19 protein-coding genes and 2 pseudogenes are annotated in these 22,909 nt (G+C 41.4%); 14 read left to right on the plus strand and 7 right to left on the minus strand.

What is annotated here, in order from left to right; all coding sequences use genetic code 11:
* The first annotated feature begins 143 nt into the window (after positions 1 to 143).
* From VB740_RS28845 to VB740_RS28870, 6 genes are all read left to right on the plus strand, one after another.
* Positions 144 to 1,199 carry a BMP family protein gene (locus tag VB740_RS28845; protein ID WP_323203273.1) on the plus strand — a complete coding sequence of 352 codons (1,056 nt, stop codon included), beginning with the start codon at positions 144 to 146 and terminating at the stop codon, positions 1,197 to 1,199.
* A 244-nt stretch (positions 1,200 to 1,443) separates the two neighbouring features.
* Positions 1,444 to 2,916, plus strand: coding sequence for an ABC transporter ATP-binding protein (locus tag VB740_RS28850; protein ID WP_323203274.1), 1,473 nt, complete (start codon positions 1,444 to 1,446; stop codon positions 2,914 to 2,916).
* Position 2,917: 1 nt separating this feature from the next.
* Positions 2,918 to 3,484 carry a zeta toxin family protein gene (locus tag VB740_RS28855; RefSeq protein WP_323203275.1) on the plus strand — a complete coding sequence of 189 codons (567 nt, stop codon included), beginning with the start codon at positions 2,918 to 2,920 and terminating at the stop codon, positions 3,482 to 3,484.
* Position 3,485: 1 nt separating this feature from the next.
* Entirely contained in the window at positions 3,486 to 3,668 is a 183-nt protein-coding gene (locus VB740_RS28860; RefSeq protein WP_323203276.1) for a hypothetical protein, read from the plus strand.
* A 117-nt stretch (positions 3,669 to 3,785) separates the two neighbouring features.
* Positions 3,786 to 4,826, plus strand: a complete 1,041-nt coding sequence (locus VB740_RS28865; protein WP_323203277.1) for an ABC transporter permease — start codon at positions 3,786 to 3,788, stop codon at positions 4,824 to 4,826.
* Positions 4,827 to 4,940: 114 nt separating this feature from the next.
* Positions 4,941 to 5,879, plus strand: coding sequence for an ABC transporter permease (locus tag VB740_RS28870; RefSeq protein WP_323203278.1), 939 nt, complete (start codon positions 4,941 to 4,943; stop codon positions 5,877 to 5,879).
* A gap of 135 nt (positions 5,880 to 6,014) precedes the next feature.
* Here the strand turns inward: VB740_RS28870 and VB740_RS28875 are convergent, their stop codons facing one another.
* Together VB740_RS28875 and VB740_RS28880 are read right to left on the minus strand one after the other, a co-directional pair.
* Positions 6,015 to 6,620: a DUF4276 family protein gene (locus tag VB740_RS28875; RefSeq protein ID WP_323203279.1), complete on the minus strand. Its 606-nt coding sequence runs from the start codon at positions 6,618 to 6,620 to the stop codon at positions 6,015 to 6,017.
* Complete coding sequence (locus VB740_RS28880; RefSeq protein WP_323203280.1) at positions 6,617 to 7,771, minus strand: AAA family ATPase; 1,155 nt, start codon at positions 7,769 to 7,771, stop codon at positions 6,617 to 6,619. Before VB740_RS28880 ends, VB740_RS28875 begins: the two co-directional genes overlap by 4 nt.
* A gap of 187 nt (positions 7,772 to 7,958) precedes the next feature.
* Between VB740_RS28880 and VB740_RS28885 the strand changes: the two genes are divergently transcribed.
* Genes VB740_RS28885 through VB740_RS28895 form a run of 3 tightly spaced genes read left to right on the plus strand, consistent with a single transcriptional unit; the run spans position 7,959 to position 10,250 of the window.
* Positions 7,959 to 8,717, plus strand: a complete 759-nt coding sequence (locus tag VB740_RS28885) for an ATP-binding cassette domain-containing protein (protein ID WP_323203281.1) — start codon at positions 7,959 to 7,961, stop codon at positions 8,715 to 8,717.
* A complete protein-coding gene (locus VB740_RS28890; protein ID WP_323203282.1) occupies positions 8,714 to 9,337 on the plus strand; it encodes an ABC transporter permease in 624 nt (207 codons plus the stop codon). The genes VB740_RS28885 and VB740_RS28890 overlap by 4 nt, the downstream gene beginning before the upstream one ends.
* 7 nt (positions 9,338 to 9,344) lie before the next feature.
* Positions 9,345 to 10,250, plus strand: coding sequence for a glycine betaine ABC transporter substrate-binding protein (locus VB740_RS28895; protein ID WP_323203283.1), 906 nt, complete (start codon positions 9,345 to 9,347; stop codon positions 10,248 to 10,250).
* 256 nt (positions 10,251 to 10,506) lie between these two features.
* Here VB740_RS28895 and VB740_RS28900 read toward each other — a convergent pair whose 3' ends face one another.
* Positions 10,507 to 11,136, minus strand: a complete 630-nt coding sequence (locus tag VB740_RS28900) for a Uma2 family endonuclease (protein ID WP_323203284.1) — start codon at positions 11,134 to 11,136, stop codon at positions 10,507 to 10,509.
* A gap of 72 nt (positions 11,137 to 11,208) precedes the next feature.
* The gene (locus VB740_RS28905) at positions 11,209 to 11,940 is read right to left on the minus strand and encodes a phytochelatin synthase family protein (protein ID WP_323203285.1); all 732 of its coding nucleotides are present in this window, start codon (positions 11,938 to 11,940) and stop codon (positions 11,209 to 11,211) included.
* Positions 11,941 to 12,041: 101 nt separating this feature from the next.
* Between VB740_RS28905 and ggt the strand changes: the two genes are divergently transcribed.
* Positions 12,042 to 13,847, plus strand: a complete 1,806-nt coding sequence (gene ggt, locus VB740_RS28910; protein WP_323203286.1) for a gamma-glutamyltransferase — start codon at positions 12,042 to 12,044, stop codon at positions 13,845 to 13,847.
* 76 nt (positions 13,848 to 13,923) lie between these two features.
* Here ggt and VB740_RS28915 read toward each other — a convergent pair whose 3' ends face one another.
* Both VB740_RS28915 and VB740_RS28920 read right to left on the minus strand, forming a co-directional pair.
* Entirely contained in the window at positions 13,924 to 14,187 is a 264-nt protein-coding gene (locus tag VB740_RS28915; protein ID WP_323203287.1) for a hypothetical protein, read from the minus strand.
* Between the two features lie 727 nt (positions 14,188 to 14,914).
* Complete coding sequence (locus VB740_RS28920) at positions 14,915 to 15,514, minus strand: DUF1802 family protein (protein WP_323203288.1); 600 nt, start codon at positions 15,512 to 15,514, stop codon at positions 14,915 to 14,917.
* 282 nt (positions 15,515 to 15,796) lie between these two features.
* On the opposite strand from VB740_RS28920, the pseudogene VB740_RS28925 reads away from it, so the two are divergent.
* The 3 genes and pseudogenes from VB740_RS28925 to VB740_RS28935 all read left to right on the plus strand — a co-directional run bounded on the left by VB740_RS28925 (position 15,797) and on the right by VB740_RS28935 (position 21,047).
* A pseudogene (locus VB740_RS28925) lies at positions 15,797 to 16,810 on the plus strand (aldo/keto reductase).
* A 793-nt stretch (positions 16,811 to 17,603) separates the two neighbouring features.
* The gene (locus tag VB740_RS28930) at positions 17,604 to 20,312 is read left to right on the plus strand and encodes a CHAT domain-containing protein (protein WP_323203289.1); all 2,709 of its coding nucleotides are present in this window, start codon (positions 17,604 to 17,606) and stop codon (positions 20,310 to 20,312) included.
* Between the two features lie 183 nt (positions 20,313 to 20,495).
* Entirely contained in the window at positions 20,496 to 21,047 is a 552-nt protein-coding gene (locus VB740_RS28935) for a 2'-5' RNA ligase family protein (RefSeq protein ID WP_323203290.1), read from the plus strand.
* A 19-nt stretch (positions 21,048 to 21,066) separates the two neighbouring features.
* Here VB740_RS28935 and VB740_RS28940 read toward each other — a convergent pair whose 3' ends face one another.
* Positions 21,067 to 22,275: a transposase gene (locus tag VB740_RS28940; protein WP_323203291.1), complete on the minus strand. Its 1,209-nt coding sequence runs from the start codon at positions 22,273 to 22,275 to the stop codon at positions 21,067 to 21,069.
* Between the two features lie 289 nt (positions 22,276 to 22,564).
* Between VB740_RS28940 and VB740_RS28945 the strand changes: the two are divergent.
* Positions 22,565 to 22,741: pseudogene (locus tag VB740_RS28945) on the plus strand (DUF4212 domain-containing protein); the annotation flags it as partial.
* Positions 22,742 to 22,909 lie beyond the last annotated feature (168 nt).

Raw genomic sequence — 22,909 nt, forward strand, 5'->3', positions numbered from 1 at the left:
AATCGCCGTCTCTACAAAAGACTGATTATTGTAGAGACGGCGATTCATCGCGTCTTTAATAAATCCGGGAAAAATTGTTTCCAAAGTACCACCTACGACTCTAGAGTGTTGAAATAACTTAAATAGCTATCTGAAGGCGAGGTATGACAACAAACTTTAGTCGGCGTGAATTTATCTTGCTTGGTTCAGCAGGGTTTAGTACTAGTTTACTGCTGCAAGCTTGTAGTAATCAGACGATACCAACAGCTACAACAACAGGTGGTGCTGAAGGGTTTAAAATAGCGATCGCTCTCCCTGGCACAATTACCGATAAAGGCTGGAATCAATCTGGTTATGAAGGAATCAATCTAGCAAAACAAAAGCTAGGTGCAGAAACCGCCTATGTTGAAAAAGTACCACAAGCAGATCAAACAGAAGTATTAACAGATTTTGCTCGTAAAGGCTACAATCTCATCTTCGCGCATGGCGGACAATTTGATGCCGCAATTGAACAAGTCGCTTCACAGTTTCCCAACACGTTTTTTGTCGGAGTAAATGGTAATCTCAAGGGTGAGAATATTGCTTCTTTACGAATAGATCACCTACAAGCTAGTTATTTGTGTGGCATTATCGGTGCTTCTGTGACTAAATCTAATAAATTAGCTTATATTGCTGGAGAGAAGTTCCCCGCTACCGAGGGAGAACTGCGGGGGTTTGAATTAGGAGCAAAGTCTGTTAAACCAAATATCCAAATTACTTCTACTTTTACAGGTGATTGGAATGATGTTGCCAAAGCTAAGGAAGCGACTCTGGCATTAATTTCTTCTGGTGCTGATGTCATCTATCAATGGTTAGATAATGCCTCAGCCGCAGTTTTACAAACAGCAGGTGAAAAAGGAGTATATGCTTTTGGTAATACCAAGGATCAATTAAATGTTGCACCAAAAGCTGTCTTAACCAGCGCAGTGAAACGCTTAGATTTAGCGATAAATTATATAGCAGAATTAGCTAGACAAAAACAAATTAAAGGACAAATATATACAATTGGGTTAGAAAGAACAGATATATTATTTTTAGGTAAATTCGGGGCAATCGTGCCGGAAGCAATAAAGCAAAAGGTATTGAATGCAAAGCAAGAGATTGTTAATAAAAAAACCGTTTTTGAAGACTGCAAAGAGGCTGGTAAGGATACGCGCTGCGTGAAGAAAGCAACAACATAGGTTTAGCAGACTAGATTAAAAAACAGGAAGAATTGTCTTTGTAGAGACGGCGATTTATCGCGTCTGTCTAATGCGCCAGTATTTTAGACGCGATGAATCGCGTCTCTACAATGGGGGCTTTTTGCCTTATCCCCGGCGTATTGGGTGACTTGTGTGTACACCTTAGCTTTACCAAGGGGTGGGGTGTTAGAGACTTTTGCAAGGAGTATACTACAGTCCTCAACAAGCTATCAGCTTTGTGAACATGAACTATTTACGCTTAAACAATATTACCAAACGCTTTGGGCCTTTTATTGCTAACGACAATATCAATCTCTCTGTTGCATCTGGAACCATTCATGCAATACTAGGCGAAAATGGCGCGGGTAAGAGTACTTTAATGAATATTATTAGTGGACTCTATCAACCTGATGCTGGTGAAATTTATCTCCAAGAACAACCAATAACAATTACTTCACCAAACGAGGCAATTAAATTAGGCATTGGCATGATTTACCAACATTTCATGCTTGTACCTAAACTTACTGTTACAGAAAATATCATCTTAGGGATGGAGAAAACTTGGCGGCTAAATCTAGAAGAAAAACAGCAAGAAATCGCCGCTTTATCCCAAGCTTATGGATTAGAAATTGAACCCACTGCCAAAGTTGAAAATTTATCTGTTGGGGCACAACAGCGGGTAGAAATTCTCAAAGTTCTCTACCGTCGAGCAAAGTTGTTGATTCTTGATGAACCTACAGCAGTTTTGACACCACCAGAAGTAGAATCATTAATTGCTATCTTGCGCCAATTGGCAGCCGCAGGTAACACAATCATTTTTATCAGTCATAAGTTAGAAGAAGTAATGAATCTCTGTGATTCAGTCACAGTTTTACGCCAGGGAAAAGTAGTAGCGACAACATCAACTGAAGCGACAACACCTCAGCATTTAGCAGCATTGATGGTAGGACGGGAGGTAGCTTTACAATTAAATAAAAGTCCGACATTACCAGGAGAAATTATTCTATCGGTGCAAAATTTGCAAGTTGTTGATGAAATAAATATTCTGGCTGTAAATAATGTCTCTTTTGAACTGCGGGCGGGAGAAATTTTAGGAATTGCTGGTGTAGATGGCAATGGACAGCGAGAATTAGCTGATGCCATCGCTCTTGTGAGGACTATTAAGCAGGGTAAAATTGAGTTTACGCCCAAGGATTCCTCAGTGGGCTACATCCCAGAAGATAGGCAGACAATGGGATTGGTGTTGCAATTTAGCATCGCCCAAAATTTGATTTTAAAAGCTTTTAAATATCTGCCATTTTGTCGCCGTTTTTTGTTACAACAAGAAGCGATCGCAAATCGTGCCCAAGCTGCAATGCAAGAGTTTGACATTCGGGCGAATGGGATTGATATCAAGGTAAGTCAGCTTTCGGGAGGAAATCAACAAAAAGTGGTGTTAGCGCGAGAACTGGCGCAAACACCAGCTTTAATTATTGCCATGCAACCCACAAGGGGGTTAGATGTCGGGGCGACAGTAGCCGTTCAGTCTCGAATCTTAACAGAACGCGATCGCGGTGCGGCAATTTTGTATATTTCTACTGAGTTAGAAGAAGTGATGGCAATGAGCGATCGCATTGCCGTAATCTACAGAGGTGAGTTTGTGGCTATTTTGGATGCAGCCACGGCGAAGGTGGAAGAAGTTGGTTTGTTGATGGCTGGGGGAACACCCAGAGAGTAAAATGCCGAGTCTTTATATTATTGGTGGTGCAAATGGTTCAGGAAAAACCACCGTATCGATGAGTTTATTACCAAATTTTCTAGACTGCTTTGAGTACGTAAATGCAGATGCTATTGCTGCTGGACTATCTCCATTAAATCCCGATTCAATGGCTATGGAAGCAGGAAGGTTAATGATTATGCGACTGCGGAGGTTATCTAATTCAGGTAGTGATTTTGCTTTTGAAACTACGCTAGCAGCTAGAAGTTTTGCACCTTTTATTATTGGTTGTAGAGCAAAAGGCTACACAATTAACTTGATATACTTTTGGTTACAAAGCGTTGACTTAGCAGTAGAACGAGTAGCAGCAAGGGTTGCTAGTGGTGGACACTCTATTCCAGAAGATGTTATTCGTAGACGCTACCAACAGGGGCGAAAGAACCTGATTTCTTTATACTTACCTTTGTGCGATGGTTGGATGATCTATGATAACTCTAGATCATCTCCCCTTTTTGTTGCTGAAAGCATTATTCATCAACAGCCTATTATTTATATAAATGAGATTTGGAACCAAATTATAGAGGTATGAAATGACTGAAGAAGAGATGAAAAAGTTACATTATAAAATTGATGCTGGAGTCAAAGCAGCAATTGCAGCAGCAATAGAACGACATCGTAAGCTTGGCCAATCGATTAGTATTATACGAGAAGGAAAAGTTGTAACTTTAACGCCTGATGAAATTACAGCGATTCAAAATCAGCAGAACAGTTAGAACAAAATTTAAAACTAAAAATGATGTTTGTAAATTGTTCAATTTGATCCAGTTTTGAGGAGTTAATGAACTGTATAGGAAATCATATCTCCAAACTTAACGATCGCAACTAATCGCATGAAATTCCTGTTACCAATCTTATCACCGCTCATTGCGATTACCTCCGCCCTCATCGTCGGTGCTATCCTGATGCTAATTGCTGGGGCAAATCCCATCACCGCATACAGCATTTTATTTCAAGAATCTCTCTCCACATACTTTGGATTAGGTAACACCCTCACCAAAATGACACCGCTATTATTCACCAGTTTAGGCGTGTTAGTGGCGTTGCGGGCTGGGCAATTTAATATCGGTGGAGAAGGACAAATTTATCTGGGTGCGTTGGGAAGTACTTTAATTGGGTTATATGTGCAAGGATTACCTGCGGTGATTCATATCCCCTTAGCACTTTTAGCAGGATTTGTTTTTGGTGCAGTTTGGGGTTGGATTCCTGGTTATCTCAAAGCCATGCGTGGAGTGAATGAGGTAATTACTACATTATTGCTCAACTATATCGCCGTAAATTTAGTTAGCTACCTCGTCCAAAATCCATTAATGGCAACAGGTGCGCCTAGCCCTTATTCGCCATTAATTGCCAAAACATCGCGTTTGCCGATTATCTTACCGCAAAGCCTTGCCCATGCTGGGATTTTATTCGGTTTAATTGCCGCAGGTATTTTATGGGTATTGTTAGTGCGATCGCCTCTAGGTTATCAAATTACAGCAGTGGGATTTAACCCGATTGCCGCCCGTTATGCCCATATATCTGTTGAACGTACCATTATGCTGGTGATGGCTGCTGCGGGTGGATTAGCTGGGTTAGCTGGGAGTTGTGAGGTGATGGGATTGAAATATCGGCTATTTGAACAAGTTTCCCCAGGTTATGGATTTGATGCCATTGCGATCGCTTTTTTAAGTCGTGGTAGTGTTGTCGGTGTAGTATTGACTTCTTTGTTTTTTGCAGCGCTTCGCAGTGGTGCAAATGTGATGCAGCGTAGTGCAGGTGTGCCGGTAACTGTAGTTTACGCGATTCAGGGGTTTATGGTGTTATTTATTGCTATCAGTTTCGCGGTGGAAAGAGAAATAAGAGTAAAAACGCAGAGAGGCGCAAAGGTTTAATCCAGGAAACTCTGCGAAACTTTGCGTTAAAAACTCATACCAATTTAATTAATGATTGCAACATATCCTTGGGTAAAGACGCGATGAATCGCGTCTCTACAATGGTATAACTCTATGAATAATCTCAACTTCTTCTCTGATTACTTGGTAGCTACCTTACGTCTAGCCGTCCCCCTAGCATTTGCAGCCCTTGGAGGATTGTATTCGGAACGTTCGGGGGTGTTAAATATCGCCTTAGAAGGAATGTTACTTACAGGTGCTTTTACTAGTGCTGCTGCGACTTTCTACACAGGCAATCCCTGGCTTGGTATCCTTGCATCCTTGATGGCTGGGGGATTAGTCGGACTACTTCATGCTTTTTTATGTGTAACTTTGCGTGTCGATCAATTGGTATCTGGGCTAGCAATTAATCTTGTTGCAGCTGGATTAACATCGTTTTTAGCCCGGTTAGTGTTTAGTGGCAGTAGTACGCAACAATTACCTGGAATTGGGACAATTACTATTCCTGGTTTAGCCAATATTTCCCTGATCGGGCCGCTATTATTTCAGTCAGATTTTTTAGTATATTTATTATTTATCTTAGTTATTTTCACTACATATCTTTTATTTAAAACTAGCTTTGGGCTGACATTGCGGGCAGTGGGTGAATCTCCGAAAGCTGCTGACACTGCTGGAATTTCGGTACGAAATATCCGTTATATCGCTGTGGTGATTAGTGGCTGTCTTGCGAGTTTAGGAGGTGCTTATTTAACTCTGGTACAGGTAAGATTTTTTGCCGAGGGGATGAGTGCTGGTAAAGGATTTATTGCGATCGCAGCATTAATTTTTGGCAGATGGCATCCTATAGGTAGTGCTTTGGCTTGTTTGCTGTTTGGGGCTACAGAAGCTTTACAACTGCGAATTCAGGCATTAGGGGCAAATATTCCTTACCAATTTTTAGTAATGCTACCTTATGCGATCGCTTTATTAGCATTAGTGGGATTAGCGGGGAAATCTACACCCCCGAAAGCTTTAGGTACTCCCTACTTTGGAGAAAATCGCCACTCAGATTAATTTAAAGTGAGTGGTTTTTTTGTACCGAGAGCGGTTTAACTTTTGCCTTCTTACATTACTGATTAGATACCGAAAAATGATGGTAAAATTGCGAGTTCTGCTGAACCGGAACGCCATTTAATTGAGGCAGTTCAGTCATGGAATCAAATCAATCTCACAAAGAGACAGAATAGTATTCAAAAATTCCTTTAATTCCGGACACAAATTGACTGCATCCATTAGATTATTGTTTTTTAAAATCTTGGCTGCATCGCGAGTTTTACTATAACTGCGTTTTTTACCTAACTCGAATATTTCTTTAATATGATATGACGGAGGTTTCTTGTGATTCACCTGCTCAGGTAATCCCCTTGGCGCTGACTTATTATGTCCAGCCAATTTTTGAATAGTTGGCCAATAAGGTAGTAGCCAAGCTTCAAAATCATACTGCGCTGCATGGGGATAAAAACTAGGGTTATTCCCCACCCACATTTTCATTTTTGCCTTAGCATCTGCTGCATCTTGAAAATCATTGGTTCCTGTATAAACATCTGTTAGTGCAATCACAGCATTGAAAGCATCCCTCCCTGTCAGTAAATTCTCAACCTTACGCCTGAGTTTTTCTTCTTTGGGAATGCGACCATCATCAGGTATAAACTGAAGTTTAGGCATCTGTTGTTGCAAGCGTGACTTAAGGAAATCTCGTAAAATTGGCTCAAAAGCTTTTTCTGTTGCACCTTCAACTAAAATTGCTATTCTCATGGACGACCACCAATTAAGTTCATCGCCCAAATTTGATCTAAACTATAATCTTCTAGCCATTTTTCTAAATCAAACAAGTCACCCCAATTCATAGTTGTTAAACCATCCTCAGAATCACAAACTAGAACTTCTTCAGGTTTTAAAAATCTTATTAATCTATCTGAATGGGTTGCCACAATTAGCTGAGTTCGTTGGGCAGCTTCGCGCATTAAATCAGCTAATAGTCTTAATAGTTCTGGGTGTAAGCTGACTTCTGGCTCATCAATAAGAGTGACAGCAGTTAAATCTGGACTTTGCAGCAGTGTTACTAACCAAAGAAACCGCAAAGTTCCCTCAGACAACTGGTGCATATAAAGAGGCTTAGAAAAATTTTTGTCTTTCCAAGTCATTGCTAAAGTTCCTGCTGCTACTGGCGGAAACGATAAACGCTCAAAATCTGGAAATGCAGCAGCAAGGGTATCTTCAATAATTTCAAATCGTTCTGAATCAGTTTCTCGCAAATAATAAAGGCAGGAAACTAAATCTTCTCCATGAGAACCTGGTAAGGTCACTGGGCGCATTGATTGTGGTAAACGAACTGGGCTTTTAGGAGTAACATTTAATGCTCCATAAAAAGTGCAAGAAGCTAATCTTTTTCGCAGATTCTCTGGCTCTTGGTACATTTTGGGAACTTGAGCAAGAGAAGTTTCTAAGGGATTATGATCCCAATTTGGACGCAATAGCTTTTGATCTTCTGTATTAAAATATTTAACATCTAAACCACGAGAGTCAATGTGTTTAAAGGGTTCCGATGCATGACGATCATTTTGTTGAGTAAGTGTTTCTAGAGCAATTTCATATGCTAACCCTTTAGGAGCGACTTCTAGCGAGTAGTCTAGTGGTGCATAACCGGGCACACTCATAGACAAAGAAATTGTTATACTTTTAGCCTGATCGCGCGTCATAATATCACTCAGTCCACCCAACTCGGAAATTTTGGTTCCTAGTTGAGCATTTGCTGATGCTGCTAAAAGTGAAAAAATTTCTAACAGAGAGGTTTTACCTACACCATTAGCACCAATCATTACCGTCAGGGGTCGCTCATGCATATCGATTTGTACATTATACAAGCGACGATATCCTTCAATTGTTATACTTTCAAACGAGTTCATAATATAGTTATTACCAACTGTTGTACCTATTGCTTTCTACTGTCCGAACTTTCTGATCTTTTCCCTACTGTAAAGCCTTAAGGCTATTCTTAGCAGTATCGCTAAAATCTGAATAGGTCAACGCGGGCGTTAGCATAATAGCAAAATCAACAAATAATGTGATATATGCCTATATCAAAAGCTACTCATGCCGCAAAATAACCAAACCGCTGTCGAATTCCGCGATGTTACTTTTAGCCGCAACCATCGCCCATTGGTGTCAAACCTCAATTTCACCATTCACCAAGGAGAAGCACTAGTATTACTTGGGCGCAGTGGTAGCGGCAAAACCACGACAATGAAGTTAATTAATCGCCTATTTACACCTACACAAGGCGAAGTTTTATTTGATGGTATTCCCACAACTGAATGGGATGAAATTAAACTGCGGCGAAAAATTGGTTACGTAATTCAAGAAATTGGTTTATTTCCCCATTTCACTGTCGAACGCAATGTGGGTTTAGTCCCGGCTTTGGAAGGTTGGCAACCCAAACAAATTAAAACGCGGGTTTATGAATTGTTGCAACTTGTAGGTTTAGAACCAGCACAATTCGCTGGGCGTTACCCACACGAACTTTCGGGAGGGCAAAAGCAAAGAGTTGGTGTAGCCAGGGCTTTAGCAGCAGATCCGCCTGTGTTGTTAATGGATGAACCCTTTGGCGCACTCGATCCCATTACGCGCCTAGAACTTCAACAAGAGTTTCGGAATTTGCAGCAAGAATTAGGCAAGACAGTTGTTTTTGTCACCCACGATATTCAAGAAGCCTTTGTCTTAGCATCGAGAATTGGTTTGATGTATGGCGGAGAATTGGTAGTATTGGGGACGACAGATGAATTTATGCGATCGCAACATCCAGAAAGCCTCGCCTTTCTGCAATGTTTGTGTTCCCTGAAAAACGCTTTATGAAAGATTTCTTCCTGATTAAGTATGCTCCAGAAATCCTTCAGCATACTCTAGAACACTTATTTTTAGTAGGCATTGCAATTGGAATTGCTATATTCGTAGGCATTCCATTAGGAATTTTAATTACACGTAAAACTTATCTTCGCCAACCCATTCTCGGCATAGCAAATATTTTCCAAACAATTCCTAGTTTGGCGTTGTTTGGTTTACTCATTCCCGTTGCTGGAATTGGTGTATTACCAGCAATTATTGCCTTGACTGTATATTCTTTTTTACCAATAATTCGCAATACTTACACAGGGATCACTGGCGTAGATCCAGCAATTCGAGAAGCTGGCAGAGGTATGGGAATGACAGATAGGCAATTATTAATACAAGTCGAAATTCCCTTGGCGATGGGAGTAATTTTGGCAGGGGTAAGAGTAGCAACTGTCATTGCTGTTGGGATTGCAACTATTGCAGCAGCAATAGGTGCTGGTGGTTTAGGAGTATTTATTTTTCGCGGGATTTCAGTAGTCAACGATCAGTTAATTTTAGCTGGTGCGGTTCCGGCGGCGGCAATTGCATTACTGGCTGACTTTGTAATTGGCTGGTTAGAGAATAAATTAAAAATAAAAAGTTAAACAAGTAATGAAAAGATTTTTAGCCTTTTGCTTTTTAACTTTTGCTGTGTTACTGGTAATCACTGGCTGCACGCCGAACTTAAATAGTAGCAGTGGTGATATTATCGTTGCTTCCAAAGATTTTACAGAACAAGATATTTTAGGTGAACTTTTAGCACAGCAAATTGAGGCAACTACTAACTTGAAAGTGGTTCGTCGCCCTCGCTTGGGTGGTTCTTTTGTTTGTCATAGTGCGATTACATCTGGCAAAATTGATGCTTATATTGAATATACAGGTACAGCTTTTACTGGAATTTTGAAGCAAAAAGCAGTTAACAATCCTCAAGAAGTTTATCAACGATTAAAACAAACTTACGCTCAAAAATTCAATCTGGAAGTGATGCCAAGCTTAGGTTTTGAAAATACTTTTGCGATGATTATTCGGGGTGAAACTGCTAAACGCTACAATATTCAAACTATCTCCCAAGCTACTCAATATACACCGCAGTGGCGTGGCGGTTTCGGTTACGAATTTTTAGAACGAGAAGATGGTTTTCCCGGATTAGCTAAAACTTACGATTTACGTTTTGCAAAAGCTCCCCAAATTATGGACTTGGGTTTGATATATCGTGCTTTGATTCAAAAACAGGTGGATATGGTAGCGGGTAATTCCACTGATGGACAGATTTCTCGTTTGGGTTTAGTTGTCTTAAAAGATGATAAACAATATTTTCCACCTTACGAACCTGTCCCCATTGTCCGACAAGAAATATTAAAAAAATATCCTGAATTAAAAAAAGCGATCGCCTCACTTGCTGGAAAGATTTCGGCAGATGAAATGCGACAGTTAAACTATTTAGTTGAGGGTGAATTACGTGATATTAAAGATGTTGTCCAGGAGTTTCGCAAATCGAAGAGATTAAATAATTCGTAATTAAGGATAGGCTTTACCCCACCCTAACCCTCCCCTTATAAAGGGGAGGGAACTATATTTCTTTTTTCCCACCTTTCCAAGGGGGGATTAAGGGGGGTAATTTGACTTGTGTATACACATACACGGTAGCCTTAGTAAGGGGGGACTACAGGGAGGGTCTTGTTATATGCATCTTCATACAAAATTGGTATAAGTAAGTTCGTAGTAAGGACTAAAGTCCTTACTACAAACTCTTAAAACTACGTTAGACATTGTACTAATGTTGTCCACGCAAAAAGTTTTTTAACCACCTAATCGCTTGACTTGTTGTTTGTTCATTGGCAATTTGGAGACATTGCTGCACAATTTCTCTGACATTTGGAAAGTAGCTGCTTTCTGCGATCGCATAACTTTCTTCCTGCAATTTATAAATTAATAATCGATTACTTTTTAATATCCAGACCTCTGGCACTCGATAAGGTAAAAAATCATTAATGTCGGTGTAGCTTGTCACATCTATTTCAATCGCTAAATCTGGTGGTGGATCTGACTCCCAATCAATTCTTTTTTTTCCTACTACTGCTCTCCAATTTTCAATATAAAAGCAAAAGTCTGGTTCAATACCGCTAACCTCTGGCAAGCTCATGGTAATGGGCGTAAATGACTCATATATACGGTTTAAGTGGTCAAGTAGAGCTATTACTATCAATGCCAGTAAACTCGCATCTCTTCCATGCTCTGGTAGCGGTGCCATCAGCAGAATTTCTCCTTTTCGATATTTAATGCGAGGCGAGGAGCGATCGCCTAGTTGCTGACTCAATACTTGATAGTCTTTCCAATCTCCCAAAAGCTTCAACACCGCGCCAGGTGGCAACTCGATTCTTTCTGGTGTAATTACAGTATCCATAATTAGCTCACATTATTTACATGTAGGATGGGCGATCGCAGAATTCGTAAATTCAATGAACCGATTGTTATGTCAAAGGCTTTTGCTTACAAATACAAAGCCACGGCTTTTTTTTGATGTGGAATCATTTGTGAGCATTGCTTTCCATAAATCTGCTGTTTTTACCCAAACTGGTGGATACTTGTAACGAGAAACATCAAGAATTAAAAACCTATCTGTTTGCTCATTATATGCTGCTAAAGGAGAAATATGCCCTCCTTTCTCTTGACCTATTTCTTTGCGTAAATAGTTTACTAAAACAAAATCTTGCGGTTGTTTTAAATTTTCTGCTGCTTGTTTACGGAACTGCTCTAAACTAGTGTCGGCAGCGTGATAAACATTAACTTTAACACCATAGCTAGCTAGTAATTGCCCTAACTGATCTAGAGTTATACCTTGGCGAGACACAGCTTCAGGAGTTAACACTTTTTTGGCATTATCATTGCTAAAAAAGTTTTCTTGAGTAAATACTCGATATGGTTTGTACTGCGGTGCTTCTGGTGCTGGAATTTGTAGACCATTCAGTACCATAACCATACTAGCAACACCACAATATGCCTGATTATTTTGAGTAATGAATTGCATACTCAATGGAAAAAAGTCATCTTTTGATTTACTCTGAAATAATAAGTTTTCGCCTTCAGGCGTATTAAAACCTACTAAGTTAGAGGAAAGCGGTAATGTTTGAGAGAGGACACTTCCGCCAGAGATACATAAGCCAATAGTTAAAGCTTTGAAAAATGTTTTACTTATCTTTAGTAACATAGCGTTTATAAGTAATGTAAAATTTTCAAATCAATATCATATTAATAATCTCACACCAAGATTATAGACAAGCATAAGATTTTAGGAGAAATGGGATAAAAATGTTTACTGTTGCTAAATCCAAGCAAGTTGTGATGCCTGGGGCGCATATAGCCATTGCAATCTTTTCTTTCAGCGTTCTCCTTTACAATCAAGTTGCGTCAGCTGGCTTAACTTTACCCCTACGCAGCAAAAAAGGGATGGTGGTTTCAGCCCATCCGTTAGCAAGTGAAGCCGGGATTTCAATGCTACGCAAAGGTGGTAATGCAGTCGATGCAGCCGTAGCCACAACCTTTGCGATTTCAGTAGTTGAGCCTTTTTCAGCAGGAATCGGCGGCGGCGGATTTTTGCTGATGCACTCTGAGAAAACTGGCGATATCAAAGCGCTAGATTTCCGCGAACGCGCACCGTTGAAAGCTGCAAGAAATATGTATCTTGATGCAGAAGGAAAGGTGCGTCCGAATGCAAGTATTAATGGTTATTTGGCAGCAGGGACACCAGGAACGGTGGCAGGACTTTATGAAGTGCATCGTCGCTATGGTAAGCTTTCTTGGCAAGAGGTAGTGAAACCTGCGATCGCACTCGCTAAAGATGGTTTTATTCTTAGTGATGTAGTAACTTGGCGTTCTCTGCAAGCAAACGATCCCCGCAAGGAAGTAGTCCTTAACAATCCAGCCGCACGAGAAATTTTCACTCGCAATGGTGAATTTTATCAACCAGGGGAGAAACTGGTGCAGCGTGATTTGGCACGCACTTTAACAGCAGTTGCCCAAAATCCCCAAAATTTTTACACCGGAAGTATTGCTCGGGCGATCGCCTCTGATATGGTAAAAAATGGTGGTTTAATTACTCTAGAAGACCTGAAAGCCTACAAACCAATCTGGCGAACTCCCGTTTGTGGCAACTTCCGCAAAGCTAAAATTTGCTCAATGCCACCACCCTCATCGGGAGGCGTTCATCTATTGCAGATTTTAAATATTATCGGTGATACCAATTTGAAATCTTTGGGATGGCATCATCCTGACGCCATACATCTAATGGTAGAAGCAATGAAGATTGCTTACAGCGATCGCTCAAAATATTTAGGCGATCCTGATTTTGTCAAAGTCCCTGTACAAGAACTGCTCAGTCCAGCTTACGCTAAAAAACGCCGTCAAGAAATTAATATGCAAATGGCTCGATCCTCAACCGAGGTAAAGCCAGTAGACTTGAATTCAAAATGTCTCCTTTTCCCCTCATCTCCCCCTGCTTCCCCTGCTCCCTCATCCCCTTGCCCTCGGCATGAATCTCCCCAAACCAGTCATCTCAATGTTGTGGATGAAGAACGCAACGCTGTAAGTCTGACTTTCACAATTAATCTCATTTTTGGTGCTGGAGTGGTGACACCGGGAACTGGAATTGTTCTCAATAATGAGATGGATGATTTTGCAGCTGCGCCAGGAGTGCCTAATGCTTTTGGTTTAGTTGGTAACGATGCAAATGCCATTGCACCCCGCAAAACTCCTCTATCCAGCATGACTCCCACAATTGTCACAGAAAATGGTCATTTTCGGATGGCAGCGGGTGCGCCTGGTGGTAGCACCATTATTACTCAGGTTTTGCAAGTCATCCTAAATGTGCTGGAATACAACATGGATGTTGGCGCAGCTGTTTCTGTTCCACGCATACATCATCAATGGCTTCCAGATGAGTTGCGCGTCGAACCCTGGGGTTTGGATACTCTTACTGTGCAAGACTTACGCCGTCGAGGGCATAAAATAAAGGAAACTACTCCTTGGGGTAATAGTAACGCGATCGCTGTTACATCTGATGGAACTTTAGAAGGGGCGGCTGATCCTCGCGGTGAAGGTTCTCCCAGAGGTTTATGAGGGAGATGAGAGATTGGGAAGACGCAGGAACGCAGAGAGTAACAAATGACTAATACTAATGACTAATAACCAATAACTATTGATTTTGGGCTTTTGACTCTACGTAACTGCTGCTGCCAAACTCATTTGCCCGTGCGCTAGGTACTAGTGTCCAACCTGCTTTGAGAAGTTTTTGATAAGTTGCCCAACCTTTAGAACCATTTGGTATTTGATAATCTGGGACTGTAAAATTTCCAAAACTTGTATAAGGACGCCAAGGTTGATTGGGTTCTGTCTGCAAATACAAAATCTTCTCTCCGTTGCCACCAGACTTAGGTAACCAGCACATTTGTCGATGCATTGCAAACTCCTTTGCTTTTATCTAATAATGCATAATAGCAGACTTTTGTCAAGCTATTTATCACCCTTGTGGGGTACTTTTTTGCCTAATACTTTAGACAAATGTAATTAAGCTCTATCCACTAAAGGATGATTACTTAACAAGCCCTATCCTGAGAAAGCTGCTAGTAGGACACAAAGACAAACAGCTTTCTCTCACCTTCCTTCTAGGGGAGATTTTTCTAATGTTATCCGCGCTTTTTATGATTGGGTGTAACAATAACTACTTTTTTGACTGAGGTTCGCAATCAGGCTATTTGTTTTTCTGCTTACATACATAAGCGCAGATTGTGGAAACTAATTATTAATAGGCAATAGGCAATAGGCAAGAAGCCTCTTTGAGTTGTACTGAATTTTTTCACGCAATCAAATAGGATAGGACTTACGCATTGACGCAAAATACAAAGTATGAGGGGCTTGAAAAACCACATCTGTCCTTGGGGCACAGCATTGCTCATACGTGTCAACTTAACGCGAAAGCCAGCCTAGAATCAGCTTTTAGATATTATCTCGTTCCCAGTCTCAGACTGGGAATGCTGTCCTTGGGGCTGCCGCCTCCCTTGCCTCTTTTTCAATACTTGTATTTTTGATTAAGCCGCAGATGGCGGTTGCGCTAGGCACAACCGCCATCTTTATTGTGCGCCTTCGCATTCAATAAGAAATTGATCTTTGATAAACCGCAACTTGGGTTATTGAAAGGATGGAGCATACAACTTATCGCCGACAATCTGGCGAATTGTCTCTACTAGTTGAGTGTATGCAAAGTCAGACAAAACTGGTGTTGCTCCTTGCAAGTGAATTGGTTGATCTAAATCAATCCATGACTTGCAACCGCCGTATTTAGGTTGGTAAGGAATTTCTTGTTGGGGTAGTTTATATGTCCGCAGCAAAAGAATATAAAGAGGCTGGCGTGGTTTCCATTTGAGGCGATCGCTAATAAAATGCTCGTTCCAAATATGGAAGGGAAGCAAGGCGTTAACAATAGACTCGTCGCTAACTGGCAAAATTTCCGTAATTTCAGCCCAACTGCCGATGGAAACTGTCTCTGGATGCCAACCTGATGTTACTGGATAAACACGATTGGCATACTCAGCTTTCAGCATGAAAGCTTGTTGATGTTCATAAGTAGGGTAAAGCAAAATTTGCTTGTGGGCAACTTGGAAATGTCCATTTCGTTCATGGATACCGCCTTTGCGGAGCAACATAATTGTTTTGCCATTTTCCAAGGCATTTACGGCGACTGCCCATTCTTTGAGAGCATGAAAAGTTGTAGTCAATTCCATCAGCATCTACTGTAACTCTGATTTATTTTCAAGCTAAGACCGATAAAGTATGAACCTATCCAGGGAAATGAATTAGGAAACAGTTATGGAAAAGCGATGTCTACGACGGGCTACGCCTACGCTAGGTACTTCTGAAGTCCAAATCACACCCAATACTTTTCGGTTAAGGGGGAAAGGGGAAAGGGAAAGGTTTTAATTCACCTTTCCCCCTTACCCTTTAACCTTTTCCCAGACCAAAAGAGAGATTGTTAGGCTTATCCGAAAAGTATTGAAATCACACCTATTCTTATGGGAACTTGGCAAGCTGGCAAAAGAGTGTGGGTGGGAATTGAAGATGCTGGCTCGATTAAAACGATCCGAGCCGCTTATGAAGCTGGTATCACGACAATTGATACTGCTGAAGCTTATGGTGAAGAACACTCTGAGCGAATTATCGCTGAAGCTTTATCTGATGTACGCACTCGTGTAGAGTATGCCACGAAAGTTTTCGCTAACTATCTAAAGTATGAACAAGTCATTCAAGCTTGTGTAGACACGTAGCGGTGAGGGGGTCGCAGTCTTGGCGGTTCCCGTCGATTGCGACCCCCCGAACCCGTTGGCGCAGCCTCTCGTAGAGAAGGGCTTGTCGTTAGACATCGTTCCCTAACCAATCTGAAAACTGATTACATCGACCTTTACCAAATACATTGGCCCTCCGGTGCTTTCAATAGTGAAATAGTACTTATTGAAGAAACTATGAGCGCTCTTAACTTGCTTAAAGAGCAAGGTAAAATCCGAGCCATTGGTGTTTCCAATTTTTCCCACGCCCAGTTAGCAGAAGCAGCAAGTTATGGACGTATTGATAGTTTACAACCACCTTATTCTTTATTCTGGAGACAGGTAGAACAAGATGCATTGCCCTATTGTATCGAAAACAATATTTCTATCCTTGCTTATTCGTCTTTAGCACAGGGATTATTGACAGGGAAATTTGCTCTCGGTCATAAATTTGACCCAACAGATAACCGTGCTAAAAATAAACTGTTTCAAGGCGAAAACTTTGAACGTGCCCAACAAGCGCTAGAAAAACTGCGTCCTATAGCCCTTCTTCATAATTGTACCCTTGCTCAGTTAGCTTTAGCGTGGTTAATTGCCCAACCCCAAACAAATGCTATCGCCGGGGCACGTTATCCCGAACAAGCCCTAGACAATGCATTTGCCGCCCAAATTAAGCTTTCCGCAGCCCAATTGGCAGAAATTGACGCCATTGGACGTATTGTCACCGACGATCTGGATGACAGCCAGATTATGTGGAATTGGTGACAATACAATTTGGTTAGCTATGCTTATCTATCCAAGATCCCCTTAACTCTCTTAAAAAGAGGGCTGGGGATCAAACTTATGATTCGAGATTGCAAAATCTAACAAAACGTCAACTTTAGTAAACTAAGGGTTGCAACTCATCAACTAAGTGATAACTTAAATAGTAGGACACCAAATAAAGCAAAACCAAACAAAAAGGGTCAATGACTTAGTGTCCCCTGTCATAAACCCAGGCAAATTTCAGCATATCAACTAGAGAAGTGGTAAAAAGCCTAATTTAGAAGGCAAAACCAAATCCTAAAGCGGAAAAATGCAATAATGCTGAGTTTGTTCGTCGTTTAGTCCACCTTAGTTATTAACTTTCAATTACTTCATTAGTTAACAATTTGAAACCTGTGAACTCAATAAAACCTGGTCAACCTCGACCAGGTTTTTGGTATTTTATACTATCAGTACTCAGCACCAAAGTAGACTTCTTGCAGAAGTGGGGAAAAGGTTAAGGGATGGAAAATTCCATTTCCCCTTGCCCTTTTGCCCTAGTGATTGAAGAGTTTTTAGATACTTTGTCAAAATCAAAACAGTCGAAAAAAAGATGATTGCGGTTAAAACCGCACGACTTGCTTATATCTCACATCCCTAAAGGGGTTCAGGTTTTTGCTGACCGTGTTTTCCGATAAGATTGTGGAAGCTTAGGCATGAGTAATGGATGCAAATGGTAACATTACCCTGGTAACCCAAATACTTACAGTTGATCTTTTGCGTTCCTGGTTATTACTTACCTCTTGTCATGCTTATGGCTAAAACAACTAGGATTGTTGGCGCGAATTCTATAAAAGTTAAAAGTCAAAAGCAGCCAGGGCGTTGGAAGAAGACCACGCTGGCTCACTTTTTGTACTTCCTGATAGCTTTGCTATGCATCCTTGGTTCACCCGTGCTGGCAAAAGTTCCTGACTCAATTAATTCCTCGTCTCAAGTAGCAATTAACAGTCTTACGTCGCTGGCTGTGACCGCTGACCCCGCCTCACTACTAAAACAGGGCAAAATTTTATACAATTCTGGAAACTTTGCCAAGGCTGTAGAAGTGTTACAACAGGCTATCCATACATATGAGCAGCAAGGGGAGAGCCTGAAACTGGCAACGACACTGAGTAATCTTTCCTTAGCTTACCAGCAACTCGGTGCATGGAATCAGGCACAGGATGCAATTACAGAGAGCTTAAATTTGCTCAAAGGACAGGATGACAACCAAAATCTGCAAATATTTGCCCAATCACTGGATATTAAAGGTCGTCTGCAACTGACAATGGGGCAGGCCGAGGCGGCTTTAGCAACTTGGCGGCAGACAGAAGAAATTTACAGGCAAGCAAACAATAAAAGCGGCGTGGTGCGATCGCTAATTAATCAAGCACAGGCGTGGCGAAGCCAAGGATTTTACCCTCGCGCTGTCAAAACACTTGAGCAGGTAAGTCAGACGTTGAAATCTCAACCAGACTCTATAGAAAAAACAGTAGGTTTGCGATCGCTCGGTGATGCCCTTATGGTAGTGGGCGATTTGGAAAAGTCACGTCAGGCGCTAGAAGAAAGTCTGATAATTGCTCGAAATCTGCAATCAAGTGCTGATATTGGGGCCAGTCTGTTCAGCCTGGGGAATAATGCCCTTAAACAACAAGATAGTTTAAAGGCGATCGCCTATTATCAACAAACAGTCGAAGTATCTCCCTCACCCCTAACAAAAGTCCAAGCGCAACTAAATCATCTCGGACTACTCATTGAAGATCAACGATGGGCAGAAGTTCAAACTCTCTTGCCGTTGATTGAATCCCAAATCGACCAACTCCCTCTCAGCCGTGCTAGTATTTACGCTCAGGTTAACTTTTCTCAAAGTCTGGCAAAAGTCAAGAGTGGTATATTGCAAGCATCCAGTCAGAATTACTACTCAGGATTCAGTACTAAAGACTCAGCAGTATTACTCGCCAGCGCCATCCAGCAATCTCGCAGTTTAGGAGACAAGCGGGCAGAAGCCTATGCACTGAAGAGTTTGGGCGGCTTGTACGAAGAAACCAGGCAGTGGCCAGAGGCGCAAGAGCTTACCCAACAAGGATTAGCTTTAGCACAGAGCAGCAATGCACCAGAAATTACCTATTCCTTGCAGTGGCAATTAGGTAGATTGTTGCGGGCACAAAAAGATATTAATGGTGCGATCGCGGCTTATGATGCAGCTGTAAATACTCTCCAGTCTCTTCGCAGAGATTTAGTAGCCAATAAAGATGTAGTCAACCAGGATGTGCAATTCAACTTTCGGGACAGCGTGGAACCCGTCTACCGAGAGTCAGTAGAGTTACTGCTAAAATCCCAAGAAGGAAAACCACCAGATGAAAAAATATTGGAGAAAGCCCGCCAACAGATTGAAGCACTGCAACTAGCAGAATTAGACGACTTCTTCCAGGAAGCTTGCATAGAAGGTCAGAGAGTAGCCCTTGATCAAGTGGTAGATAAAGATAATCCGACAGCTGCCATCTTTTATCCAATTATTCTTCCTGATGAACTCCAGGTAATTGTAAAAATTCCCAAACAACCCCTACAAAGTTACAGTAACAAGATATCCCAAGTAAAAGTAGAGAAACTCTTAGTAGAACTGCGAAAAAATCTTGTCAATCCCACCGCTACCAAAGCCGTTAAAACCCAGGCACAAGAAGTTTACAACTGGCTGCTCAAACCCATTGAGTCACAATTGCACAAAAGTGGGGTCGATACTCTAGTGTTTGTCCTAGATGGCCCGTTACGCAATTTACCAATGGCCGCTCTCTATGATGGTAAGCAATACTTAGTAGAGAAATATGCAGTTGCTCTGAGCGTAGGTCTACAACTCCTCGATCCTAAACCGCTAGTACAACAGGAACTAAGAGCGCTAACCGCAGGATTGACTCAGCCACCACCAGGTTTTTCCAAGTTTGCACCGTTACTTGCTGTCAAATCTGAATTCGAGGGCATTGCCAAAGCAGGAGTCTCGACAACTAGCTTACTAGATGGAGATTTTAAGAAAAAGAATTTAGAGAGTGAAATTGGTGATGCTTCATTCAACATAGTGCATTTAGCAACCCACGGTCAGTTTAGTTCCCGCCTTGAAGACACTTTTATTTTGGATTTCGATGGTGAGATAAATGTCAAGGATTTTGATACTCTCTTCCAAAGTCAGGGTAAAAGTATAGTAGAACTATTAGTTTTGAGTGCTTGCCAGACAGCAACAGGAGATAGCCGCGCAGCACTAGGTCTTGCAGGAGCAGCTGTACGGGCTGGGGCACGCAGTACCATAGCCTCCCTGTGGCAGATTGATGATGAATCGACAGCAATGTTTGTTAGTGCCTTCTATCGAGAACTCAAGAGTGGCAAAATCACTAAAGCTGAAGCTATCCACCGTGCCCAGCTAGAACTGCTGAAACATCCTAACTATAAAGCACCAAGCTTTTGGTCTGCCTATGTGTTGATTGGCAATTGGTTGTAGTTCAATACACTTGGGTTAAGTGTTCTTGCCGTGAACCCAAGTTCGCTAAGGTCACAGGCTTCAGTGCTGGAAGACGCTCGATGACTCGCTAACGCTGCGCTATCAGAATTCCCAAGTCTTGGACACGCCGCACGATCTGCCCCCTACCTCCTTCCCCCTGCGGTCTAAATAACCGGACACGATATGAGCCGTTTTTTTGTCGCCCTTTTACCACCACAAGACATTCAAGACTACGCCAACCAGATTAAGCAGCACTTCGCTGATCATTATGCTAGTAGCGCGGCGCTTAAGTCTCCGCCTCATATTACCCTGCAACCACCCTTTGAATGGGCAGATGCTAACTTGCCACTGCTAGAAGCATCCTTGAAGGAATTTGCTACTGGACAACACCCTGTAGCAATTACACTCAAAGGGTTTGATGCCTTTGCACCTCGTGTCATATTTATTAATGTAGTCAGAAGTCAAGAACTTTTGAATTTGCAAGCTGATTTAATTGCTTACACAGAAAGCAATTTGGGAATCGTTGACAAGGTTTCTAAAACTCGCCCTTTTGCTCCCCACATGACGGTTGCGTTTCGAGATTTAAAAAAGCAAAACTTTAGAGCTGCTTGGCCAGAATTTGAAAAACGCCAGTTGCATTTTGAGTTTACTGCCGACAAATTAACACTACTGCTTCACGACGGTAAGCGCTGGAATATTAAATCGGAGTTTGATTTTTTGTCTCCTGTGCAATGAGTAAATATTATTTAGTGAACTACCTACACTGACCTGACGGTACAGTGTGGGCTTCCTGCCCAACAGAAAACGTAGTAGTAGATTTCTTGCGTCCTCTATTACTGCGAATTACATCTGGGCGGCAGGCTTTATCCCCTGTTCCAGAGGTCAAAATTCGTAGTCCCTCATCTCTGAGATTAATACTTGCGTTCACATCCCTATCATGCTTAGTTTGGCACTTCTCACAAGCCCAAAATCTTACGTCTAGTGGCAAGCTGCCAACTTGATTAAGACACATAGAACAGGTTTTTGAACTAGGGAAAAATCTATCTACTTCTTGATAAATTTTTCCTGACATCTCCGCCTTGTATTTAAGCATTGTGCAAAACATTCCCCACCCTACTTGATGAATGGATTTAGCCAAACAATGATTTTGCATCATGCCCTTAATATTAAGATTTTCAACCACAATAACTTGGTTTTCGTTGACTATTCTACGAGATAGCTTGTGTAGAAAATCTTCTCGGCAGTTAGTAATCTTTCTGTGAACCCTAGCAACTTTTTTTCTAGATTTAATGCGTTTATTAGAGCCTTTTTGTTTTCTAGATAGTTGTTGTTGCTTGATCTTTAAATTTTTCTCGTGCTTATTAAGTATTCTAGGATTATCAAATTTAGAACCATCGCTAGTCACGGCAAAATGTGTTAATCCCAAATCAATCCCTATTGCTTTACCATCCGTGCAGCAATGAGGCTTATCTTTGCCATCATCAAATAAAATAGCTGCAAAGTATTGATTTGAGCAGTTATTAGAGATGGTTACAGTCTTAAGTTTCCCATCAATAGGTCTGTGAATAATTGCTGATATATCCCCTATTTTTGGGAAGGTTATATGATTATCAGCAACTTTAACATTTTGAGGATACTGTATTGACTGCTTGCCATGCTTTGACTTGAAGTTCGGATATTTAGCTCTTTTTTGAAAGAAGTTGTTAAAAGCAACTCCCAAATTTAAGCAGACTTGCTGTAAGCACTGCGAGTAAGTCAATGTTAGCCAGTCATGCTCTTTTTTGAGTTGTGGTATTAGCTTTTTAACTTCATATCCAGATAGTCCAAAACCAGTTTCCTTGTATGTTTGATTCATCAAATTCAGACAATAATTCCACAGCCAACGACAACTGCCAAAAGCTTGTGCTAGTAACTGCTGTTGTTGGGCATCTGGATATAACCTGACTTTGACAACTTTGAGCATCTTAGAATGAAATCAATTTGTTATAAAACATCATAATACAAAGAATTATACCCCTTCGGGGAAGCAAGCTACGTTTCCTCCATGTCCTCCTCCCTGTTTCCCCTGCGGAGGAAATTGGTCAGAGGACTGTCGTCAACTCACGCGCAATTCATCTCACGCTTTTATCGACGGTGAGACGTGAGGCTTCTTGCTGCTCTAAATAATTTAAAAATTAATATAGCTATCACACAGGATATTAACAGCTTACTGGTATTATCTTGATGCACTAACGCAATGATGATAAACCACTATGGATGAGGATCAGCGTCGTTCTTATTGGCGTGCTAATACTGCTTTAATTCGTAATCTTTTAATTGTCTGGGCATTGGTTTCCCTAGTTTTTAGTATTTTGTTGGTTCAACCTTTGAATGCAATACGGTTCTTTGGCGTACCCTTTGGCTTTTGGATGGCGCAGCAAGGATCAATGTGCGATTCGTTGATTAGTGAATCACGGTAATCAGTCCGCAAATAACTAATCCAGCCTGACAGCAGATTACTGTCACTAAAAGGCTGAACTCTCGGTCAGATGCAAGTGCAAGCCTTGCCATTCAGACTCAGAATTGACTCCTTATCTGCCCACACCGAACAAGCTCGG

The sequence above is a fragment of the Nostoc sp. UHCC 0251 genome (assembly GCF_034932245.1).
In the GTDB taxonomy this organism is placed as follows: domain Bacteria; phylum Cyanobacteriota; class Cyanobacteriia; order Cyanobacteriales; family Nostocaceae; genus Nostoc.

What these genes read in the sequence shown, in the direction of transcription:
- VB740_RS28845 (WP_323203273.1), top strand. Translation starts at nt 144, where the DNA reads ATGACAACAAACTTTAGTCGGCGTGAATTTATCTTGCTTGGTTCAGCA.
- VB740_RS28850 (WP_323203274.1), top strand. Translation starts at nt 1,444, where the DNA reads ATGAACTATTTACGCTTAAACAATATTACCAAACGCTTTGGGCCTTTT.
- VB740_RS28855 (WP_323203275.1), top strand. Translation starts at nt 2,918, where the DNA reads ATGCCGAGTCTTTATATTATTGGTGGTGCAAATGGTTCAGGAAAAACC.
- VB740_RS28860 (WP_323203276.1), top strand. Translation starts at nt 3,486, where the DNA reads ATGACTGAAGAAGAGATGAAAAAGTTACATTATAAAATTGATGCTGGA.
- VB740_RS28865 (WP_323203277.1), top strand. Translation starts at nt 3,786, where the DNA reads ATGAAATTCCTGTTACCAATCTTATCACCGCTCATTGCGATTACCTCC.
- VB740_RS28870 (WP_323203278.1), top strand. Translation starts at nt 4,941, where the DNA reads ATGAATAATCTCAACTTCTTCTCTGATTACTTGGTAGCTACCTTACGT.
- VB740_RS28875 (WP_323203279.1), bottom strand. Translation starts at nt 6,620, where the DNA reads ATGAGAATAGCAATTTTAGTTGAAGGTGCAACAGAAAAAGCTTTTGAG.
- VB740_RS28880 (WP_323203280.1), bottom strand. Translation starts at nt 7,771, where the DNA reads ATGAACTCGTTTGAAAGTATAACAATTGAAGGATATCGTCGCTTGTAT.
- VB740_RS28885 (WP_323203281.1), top strand. Translation starts at nt 7,959, where the DNA reads ATGCCGCAAAATAACCAAACCGCTGTCGAATTCCGCGATGTTACTTTT.
- VB740_RS28890 (WP_323203282.1), top strand. Translation starts at nt 8,714, where the DNA reads ATGAAAGATTTCTTCCTGATTAAGTATGCTCCAGAAATCCTTCAGCAT.
- VB740_RS28895 (WP_323203283.1), top strand. Translation starts at nt 9,345, where the DNA reads ATGAAAAGATTTTTAGCCTTTTGCTTTTTAACTTTTGCTGTGTTACTG.
- VB740_RS28900 (WP_323203284.1), bottom strand. Translation starts at nt 11,136, where the DNA reads ATGGATACTGTAATTACACCAGAAAGAATCGAGTTGCCACCTGGCGCG.
- VB740_RS28905 (WP_323203285.1), bottom strand. Translation starts at nt 11,940, where the DNA reads ATGTTACTAAAGATAAGTAAAACATTTTTCAAAGCTTTAACTATTGGC.
- ggt (WP_323203286.1), top strand. Translation starts at nt 12,042, where the DNA reads ATGTTTACTGTTGCTAAATCCAAGCAAGTTGTGATGCCTGGGGCGCAT.
- VB740_RS28915 (WP_323203287.1), bottom strand. Translation starts at nt 14,187, where the DNA reads ATGCATCGACAAATGTGCTGGTTACCTAAGTCTGGTGGCAACGGAGAG.
- VB740_RS28920 (WP_323203288.1), bottom strand. Translation starts at nt 15,514, where the DNA reads ATGCTGATGGAATTGACTACAACTTTTCATGCTCTCAAAGAATGGGCA.
- VB740_RS28930 (WP_323203289.1), top strand. Translation starts at nt 17,604, where the DNA reads ATGGCTAAAACAACTAGGATTGTTGGCGCGAATTCTATAAAAGTTAAA.
- VB740_RS28935 (WP_323203290.1), top strand. Translation starts at nt 20,496, where the DNA reads ATGAGCCGTTTTTTTGTCGCCCTTTTACCACCACAAGACATTCAAGAC.
- VB740_RS28940 (WP_323203291.1), bottom strand. Translation starts at nt 22,275, where the DNA reads ATGCTCAAAGTTGTCAAAGTCAGGTTATATCCAGATGCCCAACAACAG.